Origin of the sequence: Candidatus Erwinia haradaeae (genome assembly GCF_900698925.1) — a bacterium.
Taxonomy (GTDB): Bacteria; Pseudomonadota; Gammaproteobacteria; order Enterobacterales; family Enterobacteriaceae; genus Erwinia_E; species Erwinia_E haradaeae_I.
On the sequence record NZ_LR217713.1, the window covers coordinates 183,413 to 197,248 of the forward strand.

Here is a 13,836-nt window from a genome sequence, read left to right on the forward strand (position 1 = left end):
TGATTTAATATTAAATATATCTACAAAGGATGAGTTATAGAATCAATAAAATCTTGAATAACAAGAAGATTTTAATAGGTAATGACGTATATTATAGCATGGTGTTGATATTACATTTCGCTGTGATTAATAGAGATATCTTGAAAAAGTATTAATTTTATAATCCGACTTATATGAACGTAATAGATATTACTCATATAATTTAATAAATATCTTTTGTTGTTGTTCATTTAGATGAACGATGAACTGAACTGATATTTGGTCTTATATTTTATTTTTTATTAGATAAGATGGTACTATATTAGATCGCATAGTTATTTATAGTTCATAATAGTCTGAAAACGTTATTAGCAGTTACAAGTTAGTGGTTTATATATGATCAGATTAGGCAGTAAAAAGATGTGTTATGTATTAAACTGCCACGATAGTCAGATGTGTTGTATTCAATGTATTTATAAGTTTTAAGAAAAATTATTTATTTTTTTATATGGTAATTTTTATAGAAGAACAATATACAAAATTTGGTTTGTTCTATAAACAGATATTAGTCATATAGAACTGATACTGTGTATATAAAAAAATTATAATAGATTATATTGTTATGCATTTAATTGATGAAAAAGTAATATACATTATAGTATATTTTACCTTTTGTGTTTTAAGTTCTATGATATATAGAGATGGATTATTTGATAATTGTGTTAATGTGCTTCAATTTTTTTAGTTTAATATATTGTTTTATAGGTCAAATATAAACAATGCAGGTTAAAGGGTTTGCAAAAAAAATTTTGCTTTGGTATAAAAATCACGGACGAAAAAACCTTCCGTGGCAGCGAAATAAAACATTATATAGGGTTTGGATTTCGGAAGTGATGTTGCAACAGACATCGGTATCTACTGTTGTTCCCTATTTTGAGCGTTTTGTAATAAGATTTCCTGATATCAAGGCTCTCTCGATGTCATCTTTAGATGATATATTATATTTATGGACGGGATTGGGTTATTATTTACGTGCACGTAACTTATATAAATCGGCACAAGTTATTGTTAGCGAGCATGATGGTATTTTCCCCACAAGGTTAGAAGAGGTGTTAGCCCTACCTGGAATAGGCCGTTCTACTGCTGGCGCTATTTTATCTCTTACGCTGGGGAAAAGTCTTCCTATTCTTGATGCGAATGTCAAGCGCATTCTTACTCGTTATTTTTCTATATCCGGTTGGCCTGGACTACCAGGGATAGAAAAAAAATTATGGTCAATAAGTACAGCAATTACCCCCTTCTCTAATACTGGAGAATATAATCAGGCTATGATGGATTTAGGTGCTCTTATCTGTACTAAGTTCAATCCAAGATGTTTAGCTTGCCCAATATATAGGGGGTGTAATTCTCATATTAATTCTTCTTGGATGGAGTATCCAGAAAAGAAGCCTCGTGTTATTCGCCCAAGTCAAAAAATCTGGTTCTTATTGATTCAAAAAGGAGAAAAGATTTGGATGCAAAAGCGCCCATTGCATGGTATCTGGTCTGGTCTTTTTTGCTTCCCTCAGTATGAGAGTGAATTGGAATTGCGTTTATCGATAAAACAGTATGTACTGAGTGATTGTCAATCATACCAAATGGATTTAATTCGTCATACTTTTAGTCATTTGTGTTTAGATATTATACCTGTTGTGGTTAAGGTTTCTTCTATTAGTGAAACAAATCATTATGGTGTTGGTCTATGGTATAACTTACTGCATCCTCCTGTTGTTGGTCTTGCGGCACCAATAGCGCGTCTTCTTAATATCTTACGTTACTCAACATACATGATTTAGTCTTTTTCTAAAAAAGAGGGTACATTGTGAGTCGGATTATTTTTTGTACGTTTTTACAACGTAGTGCCGAAGGCTTGGATTACCAGATATATCCTGGTGATATAGGAAAACGTATTTTTACTGAAATTTCTAAAAAGGCATGGTTTCAGTGGGTTAATAAGCAAACAATGTTAATTAATGAAAATAAATTAAATCTTCTTAATAAGAATGATCGAGAAGTATTAGAAAAGGAAATGATTCAGTTTTTATTCAATAGAGATTCAGTCCCACATTAAAGAATGTTTTTTAAAATAAGTATTTTTTATTAATTAGGAAACATGCTAAATTTTGTTGTAAGTTTAAAATATGTATAAAACATTAATTTATTTATTAACTCTATCGACATTATTAGTTTCTTGCTCTGGAGGGAAAGATGATTCTTTTCATGATCTTCGGAGTAAAGATACCAATTCTTTTGATATCTTAATTGGGCAATTTGCTAATAACATTGATAAGATTTGGGGGATTAAAGAGGTATTAATTACTGGTCCAAAAGATTATGTACGGTATAGCGATCAGTACTATACTCGTAGTCATATTAACTTTGAAGAAGGTTGGATTACTTTTGCGACTGTAGTAAGCGTTAATCCAAAAGCTAGTTTACGCAAAGCGATTATCAATACCCTCTTAACTGGTGATGATCCAGATAATATTAATGTTGATTCCGATATAAACATTACTAAAAATTATAAAAAACCCCTTTTATATGGACAAGTACTAGATGATAATGGAAGGCCAATTTGGAAGAAAGAAAACGCTGCAAGTTATGCTGATTATCTGATTAAGACAAAACAAAAATGTCGTCATTCGGGGTTTCGTCTTATCTGGTCCGTTACCATTCCAATGGTTTCTAATCATCTTGATAAGCGTATCAAAAAATATTTACCCATAGTACATAAAGTCGCTCAACGATATGGGGTTTCTAAGTCTCTTATTTTAGCTGTCATGCAGATTGAATCTAGTTTTAATCAATATGCAGTCAGCGATGCGAATGCACTAGGGCTCATGCAGGTAATGCGGGAGACTGCTGGAATAGATGTGTTTCGAATGCAGGGAAAATGGGGAAAACCTAGTCGTAGGTATCTCTTGGATCCAGAAAATAATATCGATACTGGAGTTGCTTATCTTTCGATATTACAAAGTAATTATTTATCTAATATTATCAATCCGATTTCACGGAGATATGCTGTGATTGCTGCGTATCATGGTGGGGCGGGTAGTGTTTTACGTGTATTTTCTAGTGATAAAAATTCTGCTTTTCGTATTATTAATCAACTGTCTTCTTCGGAAGTTTATCACACACTAAGATATCAACATCCTGCTCCGGAGTCACGTCGGTATTTATACAAAGTTAATGATGCACAAAAATATTACTATCGATACTAATTAGAACTACTATATTTTATATATTGATTGTTTGAGTGATAAATCGGTATGTGATTTTTTTGGATCTTTCCATATTCAAAGGTTTTGATAGCAAAGGATGTGATCACAATATGCTGATCAGTCTTTAGAGATGAATGGCTAAATATGAATAAAAAATTATTTTTCAGTTATTTTTATACAATATCAGTTATTTTCATAGAATATATTAAAGCTAGTTTGGTGATTTTTTGCTCTTTTGAATATGAGGGTCATATTGATTTAGTTTATTGATCTCAAAATATAGATTTATGAATAACATTAGTACATATGAATATTGAGTAGCTTTTTAAAAAAAATAAATACAATGTATTGTTTATAGCTATGTTCTTTACGTCAGATGATAGGTTTTGGCATCATTGAAGTGATTATTTTATTAATTCTATAGTTCTTGATGTAATACATATATTTATTAAATAGGCTTCTATTATATCTGTTTTATGTGGAGATGAAGCAGTATCGTTAAAACTTCTAATTAAATCATTAAATTTTTTTGTAATATTATAATTAATATAATGTATATTATTAAGATAAAAAATGATCTAATATGGTTAGTTGTTAATATGAAGTATTCATTTACAAGACAAAACTGTACTTTCCATATGAGTTTCTTTATTAAGATATATAATACTTAAGTACAAATAATTTAAATTATATTTGATTTTTTATTTTTTTATTCATTGAATTGTGTATTGATCCTATAAATATTATTAATGTAAAGGAGATTATTTTTATTTAAAAAATTTTTATAAAATTAATTTTTATACATCTTGTTTTTAAGATAAAAATATTATGTAAATTATAATATGGATATGTAGTTATACTATAAATGTTAATTAAAATTATTTTAACAAAATACAGTAATTATTGTATTTGTTATATTGATGGTTTTAATTTTAAGTTCATCATGACGTGAACAGAGAATTCCTGGTCTATTGTTAAATACAATATATGAGTATTTTTTACGTTTGAATTTTTTATAAAACCTATAAGATTGATTAGGTTAGATATATAAATCACAAGAGATGAGAGAAAATATTGGCAATTAAGTTTCTATAGGTTTGTCACAATTAGCCCTATAGTAAAAATTGTTATAATGCATGCTAGTTTTTAAGAATGAGATATCCAATGCATGATTTAAATGAGCTGAATACTTTAAACAGCCGTTTTCGTGGTTTTTATCCTGTAGTTATTGATATTGAGACTGCTGGGTTTGATCCTAGAACTAATGCGTTATTAGAGATTGCGGCAGTTACGCTAAAAATGGATAACCACGGTTGGCTAGGAAAAGATAAAACACTGCACTTTCACGTTAAACCTTTTCCTGGACTACTTCTTCATCCTGAAGCTCTAGCATTTAATGGTATTGACCCAGGTAATCCTTTACGTGGTGCGGTTTGCGAATCAGAAGCTTTACATGCAATTTTTCAATTGGTTCGTCAAGGGGTGCAAGTTAGTGGTTGTAATCGAGCAATTATGGTGGCGCATAATGCTACATTTGATTTAAATTTTATGCAGGCTGCTGCTGAAAGGGCCAGTTTGAAACGAAATCCATTTCATCCTTTTGTTACATTTGATACTGCTGCTTTGAGTGGTTTGGTTTTAGGCCAAACAGTATTATCCAAAGCATGTCTTACGGCAGGTATACCATTTGATAATACACAAGCGCACTCAGCATTATATGATACTATGCAGACTGCAGATCTGTTTTGTGAACTTGTAAATCGCTGGAAGCGCCTCGGTGGTTGGCCATTAGTTGATGGTGTATAACTTGTGCTAGGAATGACCCAGAAATTAATACAAGGAGAGAATTGAAGTATGTTTAAATAGAAATATATTATTTTTTAATATGGTTAATTGTTTTAAAATTTAATAGTCACTAACTAGGTTTCCGTAGATCACTGATTTGAAACAATTAGAGCGTGTACATAGTCAAGTTTGTCGATATGTTATTTATGTATAGGAAGAAATAAATGTGTATTTTTTATGAATAAGAATATATATTTTGAATATAAATAAGATTTTTTATCTTATGACAAACAAGATTCAATATGATTGAATGAATAGATTATTTGTAATTATGGAATTTGGTAAAAATTATTATTTTATTTATGATGTTTTATTCGAGAGTTTGAATTGGTCTTGATATGTGTAGAGGGATTTTAAATAATAAATAATTTTTTATTATGATAACTTTTTTAAGATTATATATTTTGGATATGGAATTAATTTAGATATTCTGTGAATCTTAATAATATTCGCAGTATATTTCTATTTTATCATATGTGATTGATTTTGGTATAAATAGGAATACTATGTTTTGATTTTTATATCAATTCATAAAACAATTATATGTGTTGATTTTTAATAAATATTTAGTATTTCTTATATACAGTTTACATTCTTCCAGAAGCGTGAGCAGTCTAGGATGAAAGAGTATTTTTAGGATACGTGTTATATAATATATTTCATGAGTGTAAGGTTTTTTTATAGATAAATATTCTATGCTGCTTGCGATCAGATAGCAAATTTTCTTTATGATTTGATCACATCTCTTTTTTTATATAATTTATTAACTAATGATAGTTAAAAATGATTCAATGTCTTACAATATCTAATTATTTAAAGTTCTATAGTTAAAGATCAAATTTGTTATCTTAATAGCATGAAGAAACTATTTATATGATCCATATATAAGCATTTTCTATTGATGAATATAACATAGAGGATAAAATTCTTAATTTTTCACTAGAAAACATTAGGATGTTTCTTAATTTATGATGGAAATTTTATTAAATATATTGTGGTATCACATAAATGATGGTTATTTTCTCTCAAAAGGATGAAGTGATCAAAATATTGACTTTACGATCATATCATGCACGAAATTTTCGTAATTAATATAGAAAATATGTTTTTGAAAAAAATATTTTCTATATTAATTCTTGATTTAACATATCTTTGTATCAAAATATTCACTACATTTTTCGTAAATATATTTAAAAAAATTAACAATATAAATTGTTTTAATAAAAGACTCTCCATATGGGTTATACTATATTATAATTATTCATTATTATTGTTAAAATCACAAAATAAACCTACACACGAGAAATAAAAACTACATAATGAGAATGGTTTTAATCAAAATATTAACTTACTTGAATATGATAAGTTAAGATTAGTAAGATTACTTTTGGTGATAGGTAACATGAAACAGCTTTAATAATCCACATACAGCTATCAAACAATAAATATAATTTTGTGAAATGTAAATATGAAAACCCTCTAATACCAATTTACAGCCAATTAAAAAAAGAAAAAAAAGTGCTAATATTTTTATTGATGGATAACGCTCAATGTAATGACTAATCAGTTCGGAACTGAACATCATGACTAATACTGAAATTATGACTGATGCCATCATTATTATGAAATTATTAGATATACCAATTGCTGTAATAAGAGAATCTAAACTAAAAATAATATCTAAAAAAATAATTTGTATCATAGCTCCTAAAAAAGAACACATCTTTATTTTTTGTTCATTCTGAACGTCTTTTATACCCTTGTATAACTCTGTGCTTATATTACAAAGCAGGATGAGTCCACCACACAGTAATATTAGATCATGAAGAGAAAACACATGATGTATAAAAGTAATATATGGTTCTTTTAGATGAGTGAGCCATGTTAGAGATGCGAGTAAAATTAACCTTATAACCATTGCACCAGATAAACCTAAAAATCGGGCAATATGTTGCTGATGTATAGGCAATTTACCTACTATTAGTAATAGAAAGACAATATTATCAATACCAAGAACAATTTCTAGAATTGTTAGTGTACTTAAGGTTAACCAATTTTCTAAATTAGAAATCCATTCATACATTGTTTCATAATACCTTTAATGTAGTAATGATAATAAATCAAAAAAAATACATAAATAAAAATTTAATCTTAATTTATTCTATCATTATAGTAGAAATCATATAAACTTCGTATAAATTTTAAAGAAAATAACTAATAGCTTATAACGCTAGACAAGGGAGCTTATTTCAATGCGACATAACATGAATACTTGTGTTACTATTTGTAATAACAATGATTTTGAAAGCAAGTCACTACGTTATACATTCTGTTTAAGAATAAACTACGAGAATTTCATGCATAATATTATGTTAAAATAAATTTTTTATCACACTCTTTTCCTGAGAAAAACCAATATATATACGATTCCGCAATGTTTTTAATGACAACTCTTTATTTAATTAGGTAATATTTTGGCGCTATCGATCGAAAAATAAAGTAGGTAATCTTGATTTTTTTATATAAATAAATAGAACGTTCTTAATTATAGATTATATAAATAGTTTATGTATCATATCCAGATGAGGAATCTTATCTTTAAGTATAGAATAATTAAATAATTGGATATATTTATTAACTTAATTATTTTTTAATTTTTTTCATGTAATACATTATATTAAATACTCTATAATTCGATTATAGGCTAAATATTATTTTTTACAATTAAACAAAATATGTTATATTAGATTTATTTTAATGTATTTATTTATAGTTTTAATATTTAGATTCTTTAGTACTATGAATTGGATTTGTCAATAAACTGAATTTTTTTCACATTAAATAAATCTAATGTAAGTTTATAAAAATACAAATTAGTATAATCTATATTTATTTAGTTTTATATAATAGAATTATGTATCAGTTTATTTTTAATATTTTGAAAACATGTGTATTATGTTTATAATAAGAGATAAATTCAATAGTTTCGATTGATTGTCTACAGATATATAGATAATAGTTTAGGTTATTGTTGTCTAGATGAGTGAGATAAGTTAATTTTTTAAATTAAAGTTCATATATGATATTTGATGACATCATATTAATTATGATTGATGGATAGAAGAATCCTTTGAGTAGAAATAAAAAGTATTTTTAGGATGGTGCTAATTAGTTATCAATTTTGATATTATGGATTTAGGGTTAATGATATTTAATTTTTTAATATTTTTCTAATAAATAGTGTTTATGTATAGAGTTTTCTAACTAAATAGAATCATTCAGATTAAACGTGTTCTTTAAAGCCAGGTCGTCATATATTTTATTGTAAATTAAGTGAGAGTGCGCAGGTATTATCCTTGCATTACTGGATGAATAGGTATGTTTGCAGTGTTTTGTAATGTACAAATGAATATGTTCTTAGTTCTTCCTAATCCTATATATATGGATTAGTAATATCTTATTGATTGTTTTAATGGAAATCTTTCAATAATGATCTGGTCTATTATGGGTTATTTATGAGCTAACAGTAAATTAATTGTTAGATATAGTCTAGATTATTAGATCATATTTTTATCAGATATCAGTGAATTACAAGATAGGAAGCAGTTGTTGTTGCGAAGAGATTCTATTCGCTATGTAAATAGCAAATATATATTTAATTTTTTATATATGAAGATTTTTCTTTTATTCTGATATTTATCATAGAAATTTTGTTCTAAAATTAGAATTTATTTTTTTTAAAAAAACAGAGTTGTAGTAATGTGATTTTTATACATTGCACTTTTACATCCATACATAAAAATGAATAATATTTTTTATTAATTTATTTTTAAGATGCAGTGTATATCATAGATTTTTATACTTTAATTGATATGATATGAATCAGATCAATGTGAGTTAATAGTAATAACTAATCTATAGTGATATAGATATCTTTAATAATTATATTATTACAAATTTAACATTTAAGTATATTCTATTGAGTTAGATTTATTAAAATATATTGATTTAGATTAATAATATTATAACTTACATAAGATTCATTACCCATCTAGCGAAAAGATTTGAACAAGTTAATTAAGACGTAATAATATATATTATTTATTTTATTTTACATTTTATGCATGATCTTCATGTGGTTGTTGAACGTTGTGTTTTTATTGATCAAATAAATAGATTTAATAGTAATTATAATTAGATATAGATAATCTATGTTTGAAGTATAAATATAGTTTTTTATTTTTTCAAACATGTAATTAAATATAAAATTTAATATATATGTATTTATATTGACTATATCAGTGTTTTTATATTTGTATATTACAAGAAGAGATACTGTATATTGTTAGTATTAAATAGTTATTTTTTAATTTTTAATATATTAGAAATTCCATTATAAATAAAATATGATTCAGACATTCGACATATGTGTGTATATTTATCAAATATATATTTTGTGTGTAATGGTTTATATATAATTAAGTTGTAATCAGTAAAAGTGTAAATTTTATTGATGTTAATATTAAATTATATATCTGTTAATATTAGATTATATATCTAAGTTAATAATTAAATAGTTATAGATAATAAAACTATTTAATAAAATATGCATGCATTTCTGCTTTATAAAGTCTCTAATATTCATTAGAGATTGGTTGGATTTATATATTGGATTTTATCATTAATAGTTTATACTATATGTCTTATGGAGTGATATCAAAATTTGATAATGTTTGTAAAATACATACACGATCTCGTAGAGAGATATAATTTAATTTTTTATTTACAGTTTTAAAATAAATAAAGAATAAATTTTTCATACAATCCGAATAAGAAACTATACATTTGAATAAAAAATCATAAATAAATAGTATCGCGAGATACTACAAAATAATTGTAATTATATTAGATTTGAATATCTATATTCATTTTAATTCATTAGAGTTCGTTAAGTCGGTATAGGAAATATAAATGATCTATGTTGGTATATATTTTACTTTCTTTCGAAATATAGTAATCATAGGTTTAATGTGAATAATGCCATCATGTTTAATAGAATAGCTCCGACATAATAGATTTTTTATTGTATGTAATTAATAAGAGAATATAATATTACAGTTAAATTAATTCATTGTTGTTTCTATTGAGGAAACATGGTGGTTCTTGTTTGTTCTATCGTCAATTGCTACAGGTACTTGTATGAAAATTAGTTCTAGTTTATTACAGGGTCAACAGCAGAAAGTGTATAGGAGAAAAATTCTTAGTTTTGTACATCGTCGAGGCCATTTTACTAAAGGTCAAAAGAGAGCATTGGAGGAATTTTGGCCAGAAATAGGCGTTGAGTATCAAAAGGATATCATTAACTTTACCAATGTATTTAATCGTACAGCACCAGTGATTGTAGAGATTGGATTTGGGATGGGGTCTTCTTTAGTAGCTATGGCTTCTGATAATCCACAGTATAACTTCCTGGGTATTGAAGTGTATAAACCAGGTGTAGGTTCTTGCTTATCAATGGTTCAGTCTCTTGGAATTCAGAATATTCGTGTAATATGTCATGACGCAGTAGAAGTTATGGAATCTATGATTCCACTAGGTTCACTATATGTAGTACAAATTTTTTTTCCAGATCCATGGTATAAGGTGCGTCACAATAAACGTCGCCTTGTACAAAGTTCATTTGCTAAGCTAGTTCTTTCTAGGTTAGAATTAAACGGTATTTTTCATTTTGCTACAGATTGGAAAGCTTATGCTGAATATGTATTAAAGGTTATACACAGTATTCAGGGTTATCAAAATCAATCCAGTAATGGTCAATGGATTATGCGTCCAGAATCAAGACCAATCACAAAATTTGAGAAAAGAGGTCAGCAATTAGGTCATGGTACATGGGATTTGATGTTTAAGAAAATAAAATAAAATTATCGTATTTCTGATTTATATAAGATATTTTGAGCCTTATTAGCATAAGATTTGATATAAATACTAGTTAATATTGGTTGATTGATTGTAGGTTATTTTGGTTTTCATTTTTTCTAAAATGATTTTCATTAAATAAGAACATTACTATTCATATGATCTATGTTATATTGTAATTTTAAATTTATATCTATCTTGTTTTGTATTATTATATTCTAATACTAGAAGGTATTGAGATAAGTTTAAAATATCAAAATAATTATAACATAAACATCTCTATTGTACAATTAATTAAGGATTCTGCATGCCCTTTATTACCCTCTCTGATGGTAGCAAGAGGTTATTTAACCAGCCTATTAGTGTGATGGACATTGCTAAAGATATTTCTCCTGAAATAGCAAAAGTCTGTGTTGCTGGGTATGTAAATAATGAGATAGTCGATTCATGTGAGCAAATTTCATCAGATGCATCGGTGATCATAATTACTTCAGAAGACAAAATAGGTATAGATATCATCCGTCATTCATGTGCTCATCTTTTAGGTCATGCAATTAAACAACTTTGGCCACTAACTAAAATGGCAATTGGTCCGGTTATTGATAATGGTTTTTATTATGATATTGATCTTGAACACAAATTAACTAAGGATGATATAGAATTACTTGAACAACGTATGCACTATTTAGCCAATACCAATTATAATGTATATAAGAGGACGGTGAGCTGGAAAGAAGCTCGTGATATTTTTATTTCACGTGGTGAAATATATAAAATAGCTATTTTAGATGAAGACATTAATCCTGATATGCATCTGAGTCTTTATTACCATCAGGAATATATTGATATGTGCCGTGGTCCACATGTACCCAATATGCAATTTTGCCATCATTTTAAGCTTCATAAAATCTCTGGCGCTTACTGGCGTGGTAAGCAAAACAATAAGATGTTACAGCGCATTTATGGTACCGCGTGGCCCAACGAGAACCAACTGTTGTCTTATTTATGTAATTTAAAAAAAGCAGAAAAACGTGATCATCGTCACATTAGTAAACAGCTTGATTTATATCATATGCAGGAAGAGGCTCCTGGTATGGTTTTTTGGCATAATCATGGATGGAGTGTTTTCCGTGAGTTAGAAACTTTTGTTCGTAACAGGCTTCGGGTATATAATTATCAGGAGGTAAAAGGTCCATTGATGATGGACCGTAGTCTGTGGAACCGTACTGGTCACTGGGATAATTACAAAGAGGCGATATTTGTTACATCGTCTGAAAATCGTGAATTGTGTATTAAACCAATGAATTGTCCAGGACATATTCTTATATTTAATCAGGGCTTAAAATCTTACCGAGATCTTCCTTTGCGTATGGCTGAATTTGGTAGTTGTCATCGTAATGAATTGTCCGGTTCATTGCATGGCTTAATGCGTGTGCGTAATTTTACCCAGGATGACGCTCACATTTTTTGTACACAAGACCAGGTCCTTAATGAGTTAAATAATTGTATTCATATGCTATATGATATGTATAGTACTTTTGGTTTTCAAAAAATTTTAGTCAAGCTCTCTACGCGCCCTTTAAAACTTATGGTTAATGATTCGCTGTGGGATCGAGCAGAATCTGATTTGGTTACTTCATTGAAAACTAATAATATTCCTTTTGAATACCAGCCGGGTGAAGCTGCTTTTTATGGTCCGAAAATTGAATTTACTTTATATGATTGTCTTGATAGGGCTTGGCAATGTGGTACAATACAATTAGATTTTATATTACCTTCCCGTTTAAATGCATTTTATATTGACAGAGATAATCAACGTCAGGTCCCAGTGATGATTCATCGTGCTATATTAGGGTCAATGGAGCGTTTTATTGGAATATTAATAGAAGAATATGCGGGATGTTTTCCTACTTGGCTAGCTCCATTACAAGTAGTAGTAATGAATGTAACTAAGATGCAATTTAAATATGTTGCAGAATTAGTCCAGACGTTGCAGAATGCAGGAATTCGTGTTCAATCAGATTTAAGAAATGAAAAGATTGGATTGAAAATTCGTGAACATACTTTACGCCATGTGCCCTATCTATTAGTTTGTGGTGATAGAGAGATGAAACAGGGTGCAGTATCTGTTCGAAAGCGAGATGGTAAAGATTTAGGATTTCTAAATTTATCTGAGTGGTTGGTAAGATTACAAGATGAAATATTCAATCGTAATTTACGATTAATGGATTAATATCTGGAGGAGTAAAGTATTAAAGTCGGAAAGAGAGTTCAACCAGTTCGTCCAAATCGTATAAATGAGGATATTCGTGCTTCTAAGGTACGTTTAACAGATTTTGACGGTGAACAGCTTGGTATCGTTAGCTTGAATGAAGCTTTAGAAAAAGCTAAGATAGCTGGCGTTGATCTTGTTGAAATTAGCCCTAACGCTGACCCTACCGTTTGTCGTATTATGGACTATGGGAAGTTTCTTTATGAAAAAAATAAATCATATAAGGAACAGAAAAAAAAACAAAAAGTTATTCAAGTTAAGGAAATTAAATTTCGTCCTGGCACTGATGATGGAGATTATCAAGTAAAATTACGGAATTTAATTCGTTTTTTAGAGGATGGAGATAAAGCTAAAATCACTCTATGTTTTCGTGGTCGTGAAATGGCGCATCAACAAATAGGTATGGCGGTAATTAATCGTGTGCGCAAGGATTTATGTGAAGAGCTAAATGTAGCCATTGTTGAATCTTTTCCTAATAAAATTGAAGGTCGTCAGATGATTATGATTCTTGCGCCAAAGAAGAAGTAGTTAGTATTGCTATGGTATCATGAGAACTTTATCTCT

8 protein-coding genes are annotated in these 13,836 nt (G+C 28.1%); 7 read left to right on the forward strand and 1 reads right to left on the reverse strand.

Annotation, left to right across the window (positions count from 1 at the left end):
• The first annotated feature begins 758 nt into the window (after nt 1-758).
• The 4 genes from mutY to rnt all read left to right on the forward strand — a co-directional run bounded on the left by mutY (nt 759) and on the right by rnt (nt 5,045).
• On the forward strand, nt 759-1,814 hold the full coding sequence (gene mutY / locus HACICURV3402_RS00565; RefSeq protein ID WP_157992437.1) for an A/G-specific adenine glycosylase: 1,056 nt from the start codon (nt 759-761) through the stop codon (nt 1,812-1,814).
• A 26-nt stretch (nt 1,815-1,840) separates the two neighbouring features.
• Complete coding sequence (locus HACICURV3402_RS00570) at nt 1,841-2,089, forward strand: oxidative damage protection protein (protein ID WP_157992438.1); 249 nt, start codon at nt 1,841-1,843, stop codon at nt 2,087-2,089.
• 70 nt (nt 2,090-2,159) lie between these two features.
• Nucleotides 2,160-3,239: a membrane-bound lytic murein transglycosylase MltC gene (gene mltC / locus HACICURV3402_RS00575; RefSeq protein WP_157992439.1), complete on the forward strand. Its 1,080-nt coding sequence runs from the start codon at nt 2,160-2,162 to the stop codon at nt 3,237-3,239.
• Between the two features lie 1,164 nt (nt 3,240-4,403).
• Nucleotides 4,404-5,045: a ribonuclease T gene (gene rnt / locus HACICURV3402_RS00580; RefSeq protein ID WP_157992440.1), complete on the forward strand. Its 642-nt coding sequence runs from the start codon at nt 4,404-4,406 to the stop codon at nt 5,043-5,045.
• Between the two features lie 1,420 nt (nt 5,046-6,465).
• Here the strand turns inward: rnt and HACICURV3402_RS00585 are convergent.
• Nucleotides 6,466-7,167, reverse strand: a complete 702-nt coding sequence (locus HACICURV3402_RS00585) for a TerC family protein (protein ID WP_157992441.1) — start codon at nt 7,165-7,167, stop codon at nt 6,466-6,468.
• A 3,116-nt stretch (nt 7,168-10,283) separates the two neighbouring features.
• On the opposite strand from HACICURV3402_RS00585, the gene trmB reads away from it, so the two are divergent.
• From trmB to infC, 3 genes are all read left to right on the forward strand, one after another.
• Entirely contained in the window at nt 10,284-11,003 is a 720-nt protein-coding gene (gene trmB, locus HACICURV3402_RS00590) for a tRNA (guanosine(46)-N7)-methyltransferase TrmB (RefSeq protein ID WP_157992884.1), read from the forward strand.
• A gap of 304 nt (nt 11,004-11,307) precedes the next feature.
• Nucleotides 11,308-13,233: a threonine--tRNA ligase gene (gene thrS / locus HACICURV3402_RS00595; RefSeq protein ID WP_157992442.1), complete on the forward strand. Its 1,926-nt coding sequence runs from the start codon at nt 11,308-11,310 to the stop codon at nt 13,231-13,233.
• Nucleotides 13,234-13,251: 18 nt separating this feature from the next.
• Nucleotides 13,252-13,800: a translation initiation factor IF-3 gene (infC, locus tag HACICURV3402_RS00600; protein WP_157992885.1), complete on the forward strand. Its 549-nt coding sequence runs from the start codon at nt 13,252-13,254 to the stop codon at nt 13,798-13,800.
• Nucleotides 13,801-13,836 lie beyond the last annotated feature (36 nt).

Bases quoted from the DNA above. Each gene is read 5' to 3' on its own strand.
- thrS (WP_157992442.1), top strand. From the start codon at position 11,308: ATGCCCTTTATTACCCTCTCTGATGGTAGCAAGAGGTTATTTAACCAG.
- HACICURV3402_RS00585 (WP_157992441.1), bottom strand. From the start codon at position 7,167: ATGTATGAATGGATTTCTAATTTAGAAAATTGGTTAACCTTAAGTACA.
- rnt (WP_157992440.1), top strand. From the start codon at position 4,404: ATGCATGATTTAAATGAGCTGAATACTTTAAACAGCCGTTTTCGTGGT.
- mltC (WP_157992439.1), top strand. From the start codon at position 2,160: ATGTATAAAACATTAATTTATTTATTAACTCTATCGACATTATTAGTT.
- mutY (WP_157992437.1), top strand. From the start codon at position 759: ATGCAGGTTAAAGGGTTTGCAAAAAAAATTTTGCTTTGGTATAAAAAT.
- trmB (WP_157992884.1), top strand. From the start codon at position 10,284: ATGAAAATTAGTTCTAGTTTATTACAGGGTCAACAGCAGAAAGTGTAT.